Raw genomic sequence first — 17,495 nt, 5'->3', positions numbered from 1 at the left:
GGCGTCCAGGAGGATCACCGTTCGACCACTCCTGAACCAACCAGCGGCGCATGGCCACGCTCCCCCGGCACCCGGCGGCAGGGTGCCGTCGGCGCGGATCGGCCATCCGGCAGGATCTGCCCAGACAGCGCCGCCCGGCACGGGACGAGATCACAGATGCTGACGACCTACCTGTTGGGCCTGGGATCCGCGGTGTGCTTCGGCGTGGCCGCGGTGATCCAGCAACGTGTCGCGTTCCACGCGCCGCCGGAGGACGTCCTGCGGCTGCGGTTGTTGCTGTGGCTGGTTCGGCGCCCGATGTGGGATGTCGGTGTGCTTCTCTCCGCGGTCGGGACGTTCGCGTCCGCGGCCGCACTGGCCCGCTCCACCGTCGCCTTCGTCGCGCCGCTTCAGGTCTGCCAACTTCTCTTCGCCCTGCCGCTGGCCGCCGTCTGGGCCCGCAGACGGGTGCCGCGCCGGGACTGGGCGGCCGCGGCGGCGACGGCGCTCGGCCTGGCCACGTTCCTGCTGGCCGGTGACCCGCACCAGGGCAAGGTCGAGGCGGCGACCACGCTCGGCTGGATTCTCACCTGCGCCTCGATCGGCGGGCTGGCGACCTGGGCGGTGCTGGGCACCCGCCGGCTCGATCCCGCGCGGCGCGCCACCCTGCTGGCGGGCGGCGCCGGCCTGCTGTCGGCGCTGCAGGGCGCGCTCATCGGCGGGGTCGGGCGGCTGGTGGAGACCTCGGGTGTGCGTGCGCTCCCGACGTCCTGGCAGACCTATGCGGTCGTCGTGGTCGCCCTCACCAGCGGACTGCTGCTGCAGAGCGCCTACGAGATGGCGCCGCTGCCGGCCTCCCTGCCGGCGGCGGTGAGCCTGGAGCCGCTCGGCGGGGTCGCCATCGGGGTGTTCCTGCTCGGTGGCATGCTCCGCCTCAGCCCCCTCGCGGTGGTCGGCGAGATCGCCGGCCTGGCCGTCATGATCATCGGGGTCCGGGCCCTGGCCGCCTCACCGCTGGTGACCGGCCAGTTGTCCCGGCTGCACGCGAGGACGTCCCAGGGCCAGCTCTCGCGGCTGGAGGACCTGCTCCACCGGGATCTGGAACTGCTGCGCGACGACCTCGCCCGCGGGCGGCGGGCCAGCACCGACCGCGCGCAGCGGCGCCAGTACCGCCATCTGCACCAGGATCTGGACCGAATCCACTGCGAGCTGGCCCGGCTGGTCGACGACCGGGAGCACCTCGACACGCGCATCAGCACGATGCGGGCGGCGGCGGCGGGTGCGGGTGCCGGTCACGTGAACGCCGACGGCACCGGCCTCGCGGGCGCGAACGGCACCGGTCACACGGGTGCGGGCGGCACCGGTCACACGGGTGCGGGCGGCACCGGTCACACGGGTGCGGGCGGCACCGGTCACACGGGTGCCGCCGGCACACATGGCACGGGGGCGCACGACCCGCGGAGCGCCGTCGGCACCTCCGCTGTGGCTTCCAGACACCGGGATCGGCCGGCGGACGAACCCGCGGCTGCCCGGGCCGAGGCAACCGGCCTCACGGACACCACCCAGCCCGGTGGCACCGCCGTCGGTGCCGGGTTGCGCCGGGCCGCGGCCCGGATCCGCCTCAGGACGAACCCGGCCAGCGGTGCCGCGGCACCGCCCCGGGTCAGGCGCGGCACCGTCCCGGTGGCCAACGGATCTCTGGGGCGGGCTCGCCGGCAGACCGAGGGCCGCCCGTCGGTTCGCGTGCCCGGGGCCGAACCCGGCCCGGGGGCGCCCCAGCGGTCCGGCCGGGCCCTCGGCGGCGAGGGCGCCGCGCGACGCCGGGCGGCCTCCGCGCCACGTGCCGCCGCGCCACGTGCCGCCGCCCCGCGAGCCGTCCGGACGCTGTCGCCAGCCAGCAACCGTGACCGATCGGCGCGGCATGGCGACCAGCCCACCCACCGGCGTCAGGACACCGATCGGCGCACACAGCCGCCGGTCGAGCTCGACGACCGGCCGGATGTCGTCAGCGACCACGAGCTCGCCGCCTCGCAACGTGCCCTGGACGCGCGGGCGGACGCGCTCCTCGCGCAGGCGGAGGAACTCTCGGCACGGGCGGAGCAGGTACTCCGGTCTCTGCCCATCCGACCGCCCCACTGACCACCCACTGACCACCCACCGACCGCTGGCCTCGGCAATCGAGGTCGCCAGCTCCACACAACTGAACATATTAGTTGTATGCTGCATCCACATTGCGCCATCACTGCATCCAGGCCGCCGCCGCGCCGGGATCTCGGCGGGGCGCCCCACGTCGCGACCGTCAACGACCGACAACGACCGTCAATGACCGCCAGCGGCCTGGAGAGTACCGCGAGGGTCGACAGCAGAGAGAGCACCGCGAGCATGGACGAGACGACCGCCAGCGGGCCCAGGACCCAGACCGACCGGCCCCCGATGATCGGGACCGCCCCGCACGAGACACCGATGGACCGCGAGGAACAGGTCGCGCAACTCGCTGACGACCTCGCGCGGTTGCTGCGCGGCCTCGCCCGTGCCCGCAGCCAGTTCCTGGCCAGGGCACGGAACGACATGGAATGGGCAGCGCAGATCCTGATCTCACATCTGGCCGCGAACGGCCCGATGCGGCTCGGGGCGCTCGCCACTTCGGTGCAGTCCGATCCGTCCACCGTGAGCCGGCAGATCGCCGGACTCGTGCGGGACGGCTACGTCGAGCGGCGGGCCGACCCGGACGACGGGCGCGCCGTGGTCCTCGGCGTCACCGAGGCCGGCCGGCAGGTCCACCGGGACCACATCCGAGTCCGGAACGAGCGGTACTCCGCCATGCTCGCGAACTGGAGCAGCGAGGACGTGGTCACCCTCGCCGCGCTGCTGCGCCGGTTCGGCAACGCGATGGAGATCCACCAGCCGACCTGGAGCGCCTCCGGGCCGACCACCCGCCTCCGCAGGCAGAACGAGCCGGGCGGCGACCGGGGCGGCGAGCCGGGCACGCGGCCGGGCGGCGGATCCGAGGACCCGGACGGCCCGGACGGCCCGGACGGCCCGCGGGCCGACACAGGCGCCCGGCCGGTCGGTGATCCGACCACCGGCAGGGGCGTCTCGACAGCGGAGGAAGGCAGCCGATGAGCGCCGCCGGCGTGACGACGACCGAAGCCGCACCGCCGGCGGGCGGCCTCAGCCACCGACAGATCATGACCATCGTCACCGCGCTCCTGCTCGGCACCTTCCTCGCCGCGCTCGACCAGACTGTGGTCACGACAGCCATCCGGAGCATCGGGGACGATCTCCACGGCCTGTCCGCCCAGGCGTGGGTCACGACCGCCTTCCTCATCACCTCGACGATCACCACACCGCTCTACGGCAAGCTCTCCGACATCTACGGGCGCAAGCCGCTGTTCATGCTTGCGATCGCGATCTTCATCGTCGGCTCGGTGCTGTGCGGGCTGGCGTCCAACATGTACGTCCTGGCTGGCTTCCGTGCGCTCCAGGGGCTCGGCGCCGGGGGCCTCTTCTCGCTCGCGATGTCGATCATGGCCGATATCGTGTCGCCTCAGCAACGTCCCCGGTACATGGCCTACTTCCTGGCGACGTTCGCGACGTCCAGCGTCGCCGGCCCGGTCATCGGCGGCTTCCTCTCCGGGCGCGACAGCGTGCTCGGGCTCGCGGGCTGGCGGTGGATCTTCTGGATCAACGTTCCGATCGGGCTGATCGCGCTGGTGGTCGTCAACCGGGTGCTGCGCGCGGGCAGGAGCCGGGGAACCGCGCGGATCGACTGGTGGGGCACTGTCGCGATCATGGCGGCGGTGGTCCCGCTCCTCCTCGTCGCCGAGCGGGGACGGGAGTGGGGCTGGGGCTCGACCGTCTCCATCCTCTGCTACGTGATCGGAGTGCTCGGACTCGCCGCCTTCGTCGTCGCCGAGCGGCGCATGGGCGACGACGCCCTCATTCCGCTCCGCCTGTTCCGCACCGGAGCCTTCTCCATGGGCTCGATCCTGTCGATCATCGTCGGTGTCGGGATGTTCGGCGCACTCGCGACCATCCCGCTGTACCTGCAGATAGTCCAGGGCGCCTCACCCACCGAGGCCGGCCTGCTGCTGCTCCCGCTGATGGGCGGCGTGCTGGTGGCGTCGATGACCTCGGGGCGGCTGATCGCGCGCAGCGGCCGCTACCGCCTCTTCCCGATCATCGGCACCGCGTTCATGCTCGTCGCGCTCGTCGCTCTCTCGTTCGTCGGCGCGGACACGCCGCTGTGGCGGACGAACCTCACGATGCTGCTGTTCGGGCTCGGACTCGGCCAGAGCATGCAGACCCTCGTCGTCGCGATGCAGAACTGCGTGGCGCCCCGCGACATCGGAGTGGCGACCGCGTCGGCCACCTTCTTCCGGCAGATCGGCGGCACGCTGGGCACCGCTGTGTTCCTCTCGCTTCTCTTCGGTGCGGCACCCGGCCGGATCACCGACGCCTACCAGGCCGCCCGGGGTAACGCCGCCTTCGACGCGGCGGTCGCCGCACACCCCGACCAGCTCCGCCAGGTCACCTCCGGCGGAACGCTGGATGACACCGGGTTCCTCCAGGAGATCGAGAAGGCGATCGCCCATCCCTTCATGATCGGCTTTTCGGACGCGATGGATCTCGCCTTCCTGGTCGGCGCCGGCGTCCTGGTGCTCGGCCTGATTTTGGCGCTGCTCCTGCCCGAGGTCCCGCTGCGAACCGTCTCCGGGTTGGAGGCGGCGCGCGCCGAAGCAGCCGCAGCCACCTCGACCGCCGAGCGGGCCACCGGGCCGGCCACCGCCCCAGCCGGCGAAACCTCGCCAACCCGGGACCTGTCCACCGGCACCGCGCCCACCGGCACCGCGCCCGCCGGCACCGCGCCCGCCGGCACCGCGCCCGCTGGCACCGCGCCCGCTGGGATCGCGCCCGCCGAGGCTCAGGCCGGGACGGTTTCCTGATCTCTGCGCAACCTCGCGCGCCGCAGACTCTCCGCGAACGCCGTCGTGTCGAACCAGCCGGGAAACTCCCGGACGAGGTTCGCCGGGCCCATGGTGCGCACCTGACCATCGATCATCAGGTCACGGAAGCTGGCGACCCCCAGGAGCCAGCGGAGCATGTGCGCGGTCTGCGCCTCGACGGTGAGGTCCACATCGCGGCCGGGAGCCTCCCTGCACACGGTGACCAGGCCCGAATCGATGTCCAACCAGCCCTCGGCCGCACCCGCGCCGGTCAGGAGCAGGTGCACCACCGTGCGCCGGTGCGGCAGCGCATCCATGATCGCGCACTGGTGCAGCCGCCACATCAGCGTCAGGCCGTCGCACTCCTCCTCGACCGGGTCACCGAACATCCACTCCGCCGCCCACTGGCCGATCGACCACACGACGGCAGACAACGCGGCGCCGGACTCGGTCAGCTGATACCGCACCTGCTGGCCCCGCGGGGCCTCCTCCTTGCGCACCAGTCCACGACGTTCCAACGTGCGCAGCCGCTGCGCGAGCAGGGTCCGACTGAGTCTGGGCAGTCCGCGGGCGATCTCGTTGAATCCGCTCGCGCCGACGCTCAGCTCCCGGATCACCAGGGGCGTCCACCGGTCACCAAGAATCTCGACACCGACAGCGATCGGGCAGTAGTCGACGTGGCCAGCCATGCCCGGATGGTCGCACCGCGAGGGACCCGATGGCGCCGCGCATCCGGAACCGGACACCCGCGTGCCGCATGCGGTGCCGCGGTGCCGCGGCACCGCCGCCGCCGCGAGCACGGCAGTGCGCGACGGGACACGACGCGGCACGGCGGGCACCGCGGGCACCGCGGGCACCGCGGGCACCGTCGCCAGGCTGGAACCAGTACTAGCTGGAACCAGTACTAGATCGATACTCGTCAGCCTCCTCCAGGCCGGCGCATGCTTGCTCAAGGAACAGCCCTCATCACACAGGGCAACCAATCGAGAGGAGCTCGGCATGTCCACCGCGCAGACGTCACCGGACCTGGCCGCCATCACGCACCGGCAGCAGGCGACCTGGTCCAGCGGAAACTTCGCCATGGTCGCGTCCCGCATCGTGCTCCCGAGCGAGCTGCTCGCCGACGCGGCGGATCTGCGTGCCGGCTGGCACGTCCTGGACGTCGCCTGCGGCACGGGAAACGCCGCCATCGCCGCGGCCAGGGCGGGGGCCCACGCCGTCGGGATCGACTATGTACCCCAGTTGTTGGAGGGCGCGCGGACCCGAGCCCACGCCGAGGGCCTCGACGTCGAGTTCCGGGTTGGCGACGCGCAGAGCTTGCCGGTCGGCGACAACTCCTTCGACGCGGTCCTCAGCGTCTTCGGCTCGATGTTCGCACCCGACCATCAGCGCACGGTGAACGAGATCGTGCGGGTCACCCGCCCCGGGGGCACGGTCGGACTCGTCTCCTGGACGCCCGACGGCTTCATCGGCGAGATGTTCCGCGTCATCTCCGCGCATGTCCCGCCGCCGGCAGGCGTCACCTCCCCGTTGCGGTGGGGAACCCGCTCACATCTGGGCGACCTGTTCGGCGACTCGATCAGGACCATCGAGTCGGTCGAGCGGTTCTGCACTTTCCGGTTCGCCTCCGCCGAGGCCTTCGTCGCGTTCTTCCGGCGCTGGTACGGCCCGACCCTCAAGGCCTTCGAAGCACTGGAGCCGGCCGGACGTGACCAGCTCGCGGCCGAACTGGCGGACCTGGCCCGCAGCTGGGACCGGTATCAGGGATGCGAGAGTGCGATCGCCCTGCCGTCGGCCTACCTGCAGACCGTGATCACACTTCGGTAAGCCGCGTTGCCGTCACGACGAAGGCGGTCTCGCTGAACAGAAAATGCCCGGTCTCGTCAGCCGCGCGTAACTGATCCCGCCAATGCTCCACCTCCTCCGGCGTGACGTAACCGAGTCCGCGAGCGGCCGCCTGACGCGCGGCCGCCGCAACCTCCTCGAGACGGACCTCGGCCGCGTCTGGCAGGTTCGTGTGGACCGTCACGAAGGCCCGCACCGACTCGAGGCTCAGCCGACTGTTCCGGACAAGCCCGGCCAGCCTCCGCCCCATCCATGGGTCGCAGGTTGCCATATGGCGATAGCGAACCGGCAGCTCCGCATAGGTGCGCAGCACCCGGCGAGCAAGATCACGATCCTCGATCGTCACCAGTACGGTCTCGAAGTCGGTGTGCCCCAAAATCGCCCTGCCACCCGGCCGGAGGATCCGGCCGATCTCGGCTAACAGCGCGGCCGGTTCACGCACGCATTCCAGCATGTTGTGCGAGACAACAACGTCGAAGGTCTCATCGCCGAACGGCAGTGGAGCAGCGACGTCATGCTGGACGCCGTGGGTCCCGGGTATCCGGACGACGACCTTGGCCAGTGCGTTCTCGTCGACGTCGACCGCGGCCAGACGACCGACCGGGGCCCGGGCTCGGATCTCGGCCAGCGTGTCACCGCTACCTGCGCCCAGATCGATGACAGTCTCCGCCGGCCCACCGAGTACAAGATCCGCGAGCAGGGAGTGCACGGACTTCGCGTCCGGCGACGCTTCCATCGTGTGTTCCTCCAAGACCGATTTCCGCTCGACGGCCGCAGGACGCCGACATCGCACGCGGCACGACTGGCTCCGGCTCCGGCTCCGGCTCCGGCTCCGGCTCCGGCTCCATGAGCATCCTCTCCGTGCAGCCGCCCGCGGTCCCGCATTCAGGAACTCCATGTGGTCTCGTCCGCATGGACCGGCAGACCGCTGAAGCACCCACCTATGATCGAACATGTGTTCGACATCTGTCGGGCAGGTGGTTCCGGTTCGGATCAAGGAACGAGGCGCGCGCAGCATGCCAGCACACGGACGTTCGATCACACGGCCCATCACCGACCGGGTGGCCGGGATGAACCTACCTGTGCCGGAGAGCTCGGACGCGACTTCGGGCGCGGGGTCGGGTGACACCGTGACCAGAACACCCGAGAGGGCCGAGAGGATGCTGGCGTTCGAGGCCCAGGCCCGGGAGGCACTCACCCGCGTCGCCAACCAGGCCGCGACCCTGGCCGCGGCCAACGCCGGAATGCTCCGCGCGATCGCCGACTACGCCCGACTACACCCACCACCCGACCTCGACCCCACCGGCAGCCACGCCCTGTCCGCACCCGACGAACTCGCCCTCACCCTCGCCATCTCCACCGGCGCCGCCACCACCCAGATGACCTTCGCCGAAACCGTGGTGCGCCGCCTCCCCCAGGCGGTGCAAGCCCTGGAAGACGGAGTACTGGACCTGCAACGGCTGCACTCCCTGGAGAATGCCACCAGACCCCTCAGCGACACACTCGCCACCGACGTCGAGACACAGATGCTCGCCCACGGACCACGACGCCACCGACGCGCCTTCACCAAAGCCTGCCGCCGCGCCGTCATCAACCTCGACCCCCACGGCGCCGCACAACGAGCCGCACACCGGCGAGGAGACCGCGCCGTCCGGCTCCATCCCGGCGACGACGCCACCAGCACCCTCACCGCACTACTCCCCGCCGAAGACGCCGCCGCCTGCTACCAACACCTCGACCACCTCGCCACCCGCACCGCCCGCAGCCGCGCCTCCGACGACCTCCGCACCCGCGACCAGATCCGCGCCGACATCCTCGTCGACCTTCTCACCGGCCGCACCCCCCTCAGCCCCATCCCCTGTGAAACACAGGTCGTCGTCCCCGTCACCACCCTGCTCGGCCTCACCACCGAGCCCGGCGAGATCCCCGGCTACGGACCCGTACCAGCCGAAATCGCCCGCGACATCGCCAACCGGCCCGGCTCCACCTGGCGGCGCATCCTCACCGACCCCGCCGGCGCCCTCCTCGAAGTCGCCGACCGACGGTTCCCCAGCCCCGCCCAGGTCCGCCACATCCGCGCCCGCAACCGACACTGCACCCAACCCACCTGCACCCGCCCCGCCACCCACACCGAAACCGACCACACCATCCCCCACGCCGCCGGTGGACCCACCCACACCCACAACCTCGGCCCCGCCTGCCTCAAACACCACAAAGCACGCCACGACCCCGAACGCCCGTGGACCGTCACACAGCCCCACCCAGGCACCTTCACCTGGACCAGCCCACTCGGCACAACCACCACCACCCACCCCCACAACTACCTCACCGGCGAAGAGGACTCCGGTCCCGAGGNGGGTGTCGGGCCGGTGCGCCGCAGCTCCGGTGAAGGCGAGCCCTCGACGCCCGTCGAGGCGAACGCGAGCACCATACCCAACCCTCGATCGCCAAGATCGATGGATTGACAACCAGAACAGGGTTCGTTTGCCGTTCATTGTTAATTTGTCAACCCGAAGGATGATCGGACTCTGTTCACATCGCAAGGCGACGCTTGTGGCGGCGAATCCGCGCACACTGGGGGCACGCGGCGCTCTCCAGCAAGCCGATCAGCCGATCAGCCGATCGCGTGAACGGTCCGCGGGCGGTCGCCACGATTCCCGCAGACCGACCGCACGAAGGTGAGCGACGCAACCGGTCCGAGGGATCAGGCACGCATGCGCACGGAAGCACAAGGAGGACAGGTGTCGACGCAGTCCCCGACCCCCCAGGATTCGGCGTCACCCGCGAGGCCAGGTGAGCCTGTCGCCACGTTGCCGTCGGCGGCCGACTCCCGGCTCGCGCGGCAGCTCACGTTCATCCTGGAGATCGACAAGCTCAAGTCGGTCCTGCGACGCAGCCAGCTGGCGGACGGCTCACGGCCGGAGAACGATGCCGAGCACTCCTGGCATCTGGCGATGATGGCCATAGTGCTGGGCGAGTACGCCGACGAGGAGGTGGACACCGGGCGGGTACTGCGGATGCTCCTCCTGCACGATCTTGTGGAGATCTACGCGGGCGACACCTTCGTCTACGACTCGGCCGCGGTCGCCGACCAGGACGCCCGGGAGAAGGCGGCGGCCGACCGGCTGTTCCCTCTCCTCCCCCGCGACCAGGCGGTGCAGCTTCGCTCGCTGTGGGAGGAGTTCGAGGCCCGGCGCACACCCGACGCCCGTTTCGCCCGCGCGCTGGACCGGCTGCAGCCACTGATCCTGAACTACGTCACGGGTGGTGGCAGCTGGCAGACCCACGGGGTGCGCGCCCAGGATGTCCTGGCCCACCAGCGGGTCGTTTCTGAGGGATCGCTCGCGCTTTGGGAGTACATCAACCAACTGGTGGGCGACGCCGTCCGGCGCGGCTATCTGGCGGCCTGACCAGGGCGGAGCGCCTGGTCGTCGCCGCGCTTAGGATCCGGAACCTTGGATCCGAACCCGGCTGGACGCCAAGTGGGCCAGCACCGCCTGGTTGGCGGCCCATCCGTCCGGGAATCTCACCGGCTCGCCGAGGTGGACGGGCTCGCTGCTGGGATGCGCGTCGAGCAGCTCCCGGATGCCGGCCCGCGCGACCACCAGGCAGGCCTGCCGGTGCCTGGAGGCCAGGACGCACAGCCGCCCCGCCTCCAGGTGGAACGCGGTGGCGTCCCGCCGGCCGGACAGTGGGTGCAGCACCACGGTGACCTCGTACTCCCGGCCCTGCAGGCGGTTGGCGGTGTCCACCACGATCTGGCCGGTGGCCGGACTGCCGTCGGCGGGAGGACCGCCGTCGGGGGCGGCGAGGTCACCGAGGGCCGCTCGGATGGCGACAACCTGGTCCCGGTGCGCGGCACCGACCGCTATCCGGTCCGGGGTGATCGTGGTCTCCGCGCCGTCCGATCTGGCGATCGTGCCGCGCTGGAGGACCCGTCGAGTAAGGTCTGCGACCGCGGCGACGGCCTCGGCGTCGGTTCGCATCGTGTGCCGCGGGGGCAGTTCGAGCAGGCCCCAGCCGGTCTCGGCGGCGACGTCGAGTATCTCGTCCAGCGGTCCTTCGCCGCGCCGCGGAAGCACGAGTCCGCGGTCGCCGAGGTCCGTTCCCGTCCGGAAGCCGGTGAAGGGGTAGAAGGCATCGGCGACCACGGACTGTGCCGTGCGCGGCAGCCGCCACGAGACCGGCAGCCGGTGCACCGGGAGGTCCGGATTGTTGCGCTGGAGTACGGCCACGGCGCTCTGCATCGGGTTCCAGACCAGCCCGTGCCACCGGTCGTTGGTGACCGTGGAGAACGGGTCAAGCTGACCCGGGTCGCCCACGAACAGCGCGCGCTCGAACCGCGCGGCGATCGCCAACAGGGTGTCGGACCGCATCTGATAGGCCTCGTCGACGATGGCCCACGGCCAAGTTCCCTCGCGGACGTAGGCCCACTTCGCGGCCGTCGAGATCGTCACCTCGGGCTCACCCAGTCCGCCGACGTCACTGGCGGTGACGACATTCGGCAGATCCGCCAGGCGAGCCGGCGGGACGTAGCCCGCCCGCCCCAGCCGCCCGATCCTGGCCGCGGGCAGTTCCTCTGCGAGCCGGGCAGCCAGCCGCGCCACGAGATCGTCGACCTGCTCGTTGGTCTGCGCGACGATCATCAGCGGTGCGCCGGACGCGGCGAGGACGGCGGCGGCCCGAACGACCAGCGTCGACTTTCCCGCCCCGGGCGGCGAGTCGACGATTACCCCGCGGTGACGCCCCGAGCGCAGGTCGTCCAGGATCGCGCGGGTTACCCTCTCGGCCTCGTCGGCCGGGGAGCCAGCGGAACCCGGGGAGCCAGCGGAACCCGCCGGGCCCGGGACCACGGCGCGGGACGCGATGCGAGTGTTAATCCCAGGCCTCCGCGGTGTCCGCCTCGTTCGCCTCGTAGGGCTCGGGTGGGCCGCCATGGGTCCAAGGGGTGTCGGCGGCGTCCGGCATCGCGGCCGAGCGCACGCCGTCCGGGAGGACCGAGCTGTAGCAGAGCTCCTCCCCGACCTCGGGGACGGAGCCGGGTGCCGGCGTCGCCGACCGACCCATCCCGTTCTGCACCTCCAGGGTGATGAGGACGGCCTCGGTCCCGGTGTCGCCGCCCACGGGTGTGATCGTCATGATCACGCATTCCTGCCGGCGGCGGCTGCTGGCCGCGACCCTGGTGCCCGTGGCGAGCCGGACCGGGTCCTCGGTGCGCACCGTCACCAGCGGACGGGTCACCATCCGCCCCTTCCCACGCCCGTTGGGGATGCGACGCTCAGGGTCGGCCTGGACGACCGTGCCGCGGAACGCCTCCCCGGTCACCCGGTACTCGGCCATGACCAGCGGGTCGTCGAAGGCCCGTTCGGCCTCGTAGCTGGACTGGGCCTGCTCGATGCGGTTCAGCCGGCGCGCGGCCGTCACCGCCCCGTCCCGCCGGGCCTGCGGGAAGCCCTCCTCGATCATGTAGGTGTGGAAGCCGGTGAAGCGGGCGCGGTCCTTCTCCCAGCGTCCCGGCACCGACGTCCCGCCCGGCAGCGCGTCGAGCAGGTCGAGTGCGCGCCAGACGAGGTCCCAGGTCGGCTGGAGCTGTGCCCGCAGCAGGTCCTCCAGCCGGGCGACGGCGCCGGGACGTCCATCCAGGTCGGTGGCGGGACGTCCATCCAGGTCGGTGGCGGCGGCGAGCGCGGCGGCGTCGTAGGCGGCGATCGCCGGTGCCAGCAGTTCGTTGTCGAAGTCCGGGTCGGTGGTGGGCCCGGCGGGCGGGCAGTGCCGCGGGTCCTCGGCCAGTCGGGCCGCGGCGGGGCCGTCCAGGCCGGGGGCCGGGTCGATCCATCCCATGAGGGCGGCGAGGTTGGCGTCCTCCAGGGCGCTCTGGCCGGTGGCCCAGTGCAGGGTGAGCATCTCGGTGACGGCGAGCGCCAGCGAAGACCCGGGAATCTCGGCCCGTTCGGCGAAGAAGGTGAGCCACCGGCCGAGCACCGGCACTTCGGGCGCGACGGCGTATTCGCCTTCGGTGGAACGGAAGCGGGTCGAGCGGCCGAACAGCCGAACGAACTCAAGGCCAGCCCGGTTGGGCAGCAGGAGCTGGGGGGCGTCGAGGGCGCGTGGACCGTTCNGGAGCTCCTCGGTCTCGGCGGCGTAACCCAGCACGTAGGGCAGCAGCAACTGGGCCAGCCTGGCCGCGAACGCGAACCGCAGATCCCGGTTGCGGGGCTGCGGAACCACCAGCAGGGTCGGCTCGTCCCGAGCGGTGCCCACCATCGCGGCCAGCGGCGCGTTCGCCTCCCCGGCCATGGTCAGCGGGACCAGGACGAACGGGCGCGCGGAGATGTGCAGGTGCCGCACGGTGGCGATCGGCGCGGCGCTTCCGGTGGCGGCCGCCAGCACCCGGGCGTACGAGCTGATCGCCGTCACACGCCCGCCAGTCCCTCGGCGTACATCCGGGCGGTGATCCGCAGGTGGGCGGCCGCCTCGGCCTGCTCCTCGGTCGGCCGGCGGGTGCCGTCGGCGAGCTCCAGCACCTCGTCGACGCTGTCGATGCCGCCCAGTTCCTCGCGCACGCTCGCGCCCAGCGCGGCCGTCCGGCCGGCGGTCTCCTGCCGGCAGCGGAAGGCCAGCTCGCAGATCGAGAGGCAGTCCGGGGCATAGCGGGCGGGCAGCAGGCCGAGGCCGGCGGTCAGCTCCTCGGCGGCGCGGGTGGGCCTGCCGTCGGTGGCCGGCGCGAGGTCGAAGGTCAGGTCGGGCGGCAGCTCGGCGAGCAGGGTGTCCAGCGTGACCAGGCGGGCGAGCTGGTGTTCGAGGGCGAGGAGCTGCCGGCGGACGTCGACCCGGGTCGCCGTGGGCACGTTCGAGAAGTCCCGGGGGCAGACGAGGACCACGTCATGGGAGACGGCGGCCGACTCGCCGAGCAGGCGACGCAGGGCCAGGACGTAGACGGCGGCCTGGATCGCGGCGGCGGCGACCTTCTCCCCGTCCGCCTGGCCGTCGACGACGGCAAACGACTTGATCTCGATGACGTGGATCAGCCCGTCGGGGCGGATCACGAGCAGGTCCGGTTCCAGCTGGACGTCCTGGCCACCGACCGCCAGGCGCAGCAGTGGATGCGCGGCCAGCACCGTCCGGCCGGCCGCGCGGCCGAGTACCTCCCGGGTGCGGTCATGCCGTCCCACCAGGCTGTCACCGCCGACACCAGCCGCGGCGCCAGCGCCAGCCGCCACACCGGTGGCGGACGAACCCAGGTCGACGTAGTCGGCGTCGGGGCCGAACACCGCGCCGTCGGCGCCGGGCCCCAGGCATTCGGCCAGCAGGGCGAGCAGGGTGGCGCAGTCGTCACCGGTGACCCGCGACTCGAAGATGTTGCCGCGCACGATTGCGAACTGCGACTGGCCGAACGGTGCCGGGAAGCCGATGTACTGGGCCAGCTGTTCCTTGTCGACACCCGCGGCGTCCAGGACCGCGCGCCGGGCGCAGCCCGGGTTGCGGGTCAGTGCCGCGATCGTCCGGGCGTCATGCCGGCGGCGCGGCGCGCAGCCACGGAGGTGGTCCAGGCGTGACTCGGTGCCGTTCTGCACTGACTGTCCTTCGAGCCTTCCGTCGAGGCGGCCGTCGCCGCGGAGCAACCGCGGGAAACGATGCCGCCGACAGGGGCGTCCGTCCAGTCTTGTGCCGGCATGTCGGTCAATGAGTTCCGGTCCGGCCGTTCCCGGACGGCGATCCGGACGGGAGTCAGCGGACGAGCGGGGCGCCCGAGCCACCGGCGATCTTGCCGCCCGACGCGCCCCCGGATCCCTTGGAGTCCTTGGAGTCCTTGGAGTCCGGTGACGTCCCCGTACCCGCCCCGCCGCCGGAGCCGCCCGCGGCCTTCCCACCCGCGGCCTTCCCGCCCGCGGCCGTGCCCTGGCGACCGCGGGCCGCACGGTCGGTGGCCCAGCGCTGACCCAGGTGCACCGCGGCGGGCAGGATCGCCGCGCGGATGAGGACCGCGTCCACCGCAACACCCACGGCCAGGCCACAGCCGAGCATCTTCAGCGTCCTCGGCGGCTGGGCCGCGATCGCGAGGAAGGCGAACATCATGACGAAGTTCATCGTCAGCACGACATGACCCAGGTCGGCGTGGCCGCGCCGAATCGCGTCCCGGCCGTCACGGATGGGGTCGGGCCGTGCCCCGTCGCGGCGGCGGGCCAGCAGCCGCGCCGCACCGCGCAGCGCTTCCCCGCGACCCGAACCTGGCCGCGGGGCCTCGACGCTGCTGCCCTCCCGCAGGCGGGTGAACAGGATCAGATGCATCACGGGCGCCAGGCCGAAGACGGCCACCATGACGGGGACGAGCACGAACGGCTCGACGGGACTGGTCATGACACTCAGCCGGCGGGCCGCGTCCACATCCTGGAACAGGACGCGCAGCACGCCCGCGGAGGTGAGCACACCGAGCACGGCGGCGGCCCCGAGCAGGACGGACAGCACCGGTGAGCGGGCCACCACGTAGACCGCCAACCCGACCGTCAGCAGCACCACAGCCAGGAACAGCGGCAGAGTGGAGCGGAAGTCCTCGGCCGCGTCGTCGAACATCGCGGTGGGTCCGCCCACCGCGGCGGTGGTGACCGTGCCGCCCAACGTGGCCGGCAGCACCTCGTCGCGCAGCCTGCGGACCAGGTCGCTGGCTTCGGGGCTGCGCGGGCCGGCGACGGGCAGGACCCGGATGACAGCCGGTCCGCGGGCGGGGTCGTCCAGCGAGACGTCCGCCGACCACACTCCCGGCGTGCCCCGGACGGCGGCGGCGACGGCGTCCGGCTGCATGATCCTCTCGGCGGGGGTGGTCGGTACGCCCCGGTCCACCGCGAGCAGGACCGGGCCGTTGAGGCCGGGGAAGAAGCCGTCGCTGACCAGGTCGTAGGCCCGCCTGGTGGTCATGGATGTCGGATCGGTGCCAGCGTCGCCGCCGCCGACGCGCAACCCGTCGGTCTGGTTGGCCAGGGCCATCAGCAGCACCCCGACGGCGATGGCGACCAGGGCCGGGTAGCGGCCGACCTGGGCCGCCCACCAGGACCGCAGCCCGGGCCGCCGGGCCAGCCCCGCGCCGGCCATGGCCAGGTAGTGCCGCTCGGCCCAGCCGAGCAGGCGCACGCCGCCCGCGGCGAGCAGGGCCGGCAGCAGGGTGAGCAGCGCCAGCACGGAGATCATCGTGGCGGCGGCGGACGCGAGCGTCAGGGCACCGAAGGTGCTCGGGAGCAGCGCGGCGGTGACCAGCAGGGCGAGTGTGACGCCCAGCCCGCCGACCACCACCGCCGACCCGGAGGCCGTCGCCGCCAGGGCCGCGGCCTGCACCCGGTTCTGGCCGCTCAGCAGGGCCGACTGGGTGCGGTGCACAGCGACCACGGCGCCACCCAGGCACATGCCGAAGGCGAGGACGGCCGCGGTCACCGGCGCGAACGGTGTGAGCTGTGTCGTCTCCGACAGCCGTGCCGTGACGGCGACGGCCATCACCGCACACACCGCGGCGGGCAGCACACACACCACGACGGCCAGCCGGGAGCGGAGGGTGACCCCGAGCAGGACTATCACCGCGAAGGCGGCGACGGCGAGCGGCGCCGGCGAGAGGTCCGCGGAGCCGATCATCGTGGCCCCCGGGCCGGCCATCTCCACCTGGATCTCGGGGCCGTCGTAGGCGCGGGCGGCTTCGAGGACCCCGCGGACGGCTCCCAGGTCGGGGGCCAGCGCACCATCCTCCATGAGCACCGACACCAGGGCCGTCCGGCGGTCCGCGCTGATCGGGTCGACGCCGGCGGTCGCCGCGCCGATCGGCCCGGCCGGATCGGCGACGAGCGTGACGCCGGGAAGACGGCCGATCTCCGCCACCAGCGCCGTGATCCGCTCCCGGGCGCGACCGCCGTCGACGGTGCCGCGGCGTGCTCGGACCACGATCGTCTCGACGTCCGGGAGCCGGCCGCCGGGGGAGGCCCGGGCGACGCCGTCCATGGCCCGGGCGGATTCCGAACCCGTGGGCGCGACCTCCTGGGCATACCGGGCTCCGCCTTCGCGGATGTGCTGCACCGCGGGCACGAACGCGACCAGCCATACCGCCAGGACAAGCCAGCGATGACGGGAGCAGGAACGCGCGATAATCCCCACGACTCCGGCTGGTCTCTCGGGCCTGTCGGTCATTTGAACACCCTAGAACGGGAAAATAAGCCCCTTTCCACCTTTAGTGGGGGCGGTCAAAACAATCCGGGTACTCTCTATTTGGACCCCTTGCGCAACCCCGACTGGGCACGCTGGTACAACCCCCGCCAGAACAGCACTTCAGTGCCCTTCTGACGGCTCTTCACAGGGGTGGGTGAGGAATCTGCGTAAACCGCGGGCACCGCCGCGGGCCACACAAAGGGAACCGGTGGCACGAATTGGCGGCCGCAGTGACAAGGCCCACCCGCGGCGGGAACGCGGATTCCCCACCACCGCCGCGCACCGGGCAGAAAGGGCGCCGGGCGGGCGGCGGCGGCCACGGAGGCATTCCCGGCCCTGTTCCCAGGTGGTCGGATTCCGCCGGCCCGCCCCCCGGTGGCGGAAAGCCGCCGATGAAACCACGGCCGCCACCGCCGCCAGCACTGGCGTGGCGATCGCGGATGATGGTCGATGGCCCCTCACGGGCGCCTCACGGGCGCCCGCGCGGCGTCACGCGCGTCACGCGGTGGGGCCGGAAAGGACCCTCGGCCGGGTCGGCAGGAC

General features: G+C 72.2%; 10 protein-coding genes and 3 pseudogenes. 6 read left to right on the top strand and 7 right to left on the bottom strand.

The features are described from left to right. The first annotated feature begins 156 nt into the window (after positions 1-156). The 3 genes from UG55_RS00550 to UG55_RS00540 all read left to right on the top strand — a co-directional run bounded on the left by UG55_RS00550 (position 157) and on the right by UG55_RS00540 (position 4,925). Positions 157-2,118 carry a DMT family transporter gene (locus UG55_RS00550; protein ID WP_066061107.1) on the top strand — a complete coding sequence of 654 codons (1,962 nt, stop codon included), beginning with the start codon at positions 157-159 and terminating at the stop codon, positions 2,116-2,118. Positions 2,119-2,361: 243 nt separating this feature from the next. Next, on the top strand, positions 2,362-3,102 hold the full coding sequence (locus UG55_RS00545; RefSeq protein ID WP_128422798.1) for a MarR family winged helix-turn-helix transcriptional regulator: 741 nt from the start codon (positions 2,362-2,364) through the stop codon (positions 3,100-3,102). After that, complete coding sequence (locus UG55_RS00540) at positions 3,099-4,925, top strand: MDR family MFS transporter (RefSeq protein WP_066061104.1); 1,827 nt, start codon at positions 3,099-3,101, stop codon at positions 4,923-4,925. Before UG55_RS00545 ends, UG55_RS00540 begins: the two co-directional genes overlap by 4 nt. On the opposite strand, the gene UG55_RS00535 is transcribed toward UG55_RS00540, so the two are convergent. Next, positions 4,904-5,614: a helix-turn-helix domain-containing protein gene (locus tag UG55_RS00535; RefSeq protein ID WP_066061341.1), complete on the bottom strand. Its 711-nt coding sequence runs from the start codon at positions 5,612-5,614 to the stop codon at positions 4,904-4,906. The genes UG55_RS00540 and UG55_RS00535 overlap by 22 nt on opposite strands. Before the next feature lie 310 nt (positions 5,615-5,924). On the opposite strand from UG55_RS00535, the gene UG55_RS00530 reads away from it, so the two are divergent. Continuing rightward, entirely contained in the window at positions 5,925-6,752 is an 828-nt protein-coding gene (locus UG55_RS00530; protein WP_066061101.1) for a class I SAM-dependent methyltransferase, read from the top strand. Here the strand turns inward: UG55_RS00530 and UG55_RS00525 are convergent. Next, the gene (locus UG55_RS00525; protein WP_066061098.1) at positions 6,739-7,506 is read right to left on the bottom strand and encodes a methyltransferase domain-containing protein; all 768 of its coding nucleotides are present in this window, start codon (positions 7,504-7,506) and stop codon (positions 6,739-6,741) included. The genes UG55_RS00530 and UG55_RS00525 overlap by 14 nt on opposite strands. A gap of 217 nt (positions 7,507-7,723) precedes the next feature. Here UG55_RS00525 and UG55_RS00520 point away from each other — a divergent pair. Both UG55_RS00520 and UG55_RS00515 read left to right on the top strand, forming a co-directional pair. After that, positions 7,724-9,125, top strand: a pseudogene (locus UG55_RS00520) (DUF222 domain-containing protein); the annotation flags it as partial. Positions 9,126-9,511: 386 nt separating this feature from the next. Beyond that, a complete protein-coding gene (locus UG55_RS00515; protein ID WP_199864992.1) occupies positions 9,512-10,180 on the top strand; it encodes an HD family hydrolase in 669 nt (222 codons plus the stop codon). A gap of 30 nt (positions 10,181-10,210) precedes the next feature. On the opposite strand, the gene UG55_RS00510 is transcribed toward UG55_RS00515, so the two are convergent. From UG55_RS00510 to UG55_RS00495, 5 genes and pseudogenes are all read right to left on the bottom strand, one after another. Next, complete coding sequence (locus tag UG55_RS00510) at positions 10,211-11,623, bottom strand: AAA family ATPase (protein ID WP_066061089.1); 1,413 nt, start codon at positions 11,621-11,623, stop codon at positions 10,211-10,213. Positions 11,624-11,645: 22 nt separating this feature from the next. After that, positions 11,646-12,888: pseudogene (locus tag UG55_RS46495) on the bottom strand (hypothetical protein); the annotation flags it as partial. A gap of 1 nt (position 12,889) precedes the next feature. Next, a pseudogene (locus UG55_RS46490) lies at positions 12,890-13,187 on the bottom strand (hypothetical protein); the annotation flags it as partial. Further along, the gene (locus tag UG55_RS00500) at positions 13,184-14,344 is read right to left on the bottom strand and encodes a hypothetical protein (protein WP_066061083.1); all 1,161 of its coding nucleotides are present in this window, start codon (positions 14,342-14,344) and stop codon (positions 13,184-13,186) included. The gene UG55_RS00500 and the pseudogene UG55_RS46490, both read right to left, overlap by 4 nt. Positions 14,345-14,498: 154 nt before the next feature. Then, the gene (locus UG55_RS00495) at positions 14,499-16,934 is read right to left on the bottom strand and encodes an MMPL family transporter (RefSeq protein WP_083986245.1); all 2,436 of its coding nucleotides are present in this window, start codon (positions 16,932-16,934) and stop codon (positions 14,499-14,501) included. Positions 16,935-17,495: the final 561 nt, after the last annotated feature.

Source organism: Frankia sp. EI5c (assembly GCF_001636565.1).
Classification (GTDB): domain Bacteria; phylum Actinomycetota; class Actinomycetes; order Frankiales; family Frankiaceae; genus Parafrankia.
This window is presented reverse-complemented; position numbering and strand designations above follow the sequence as displayed.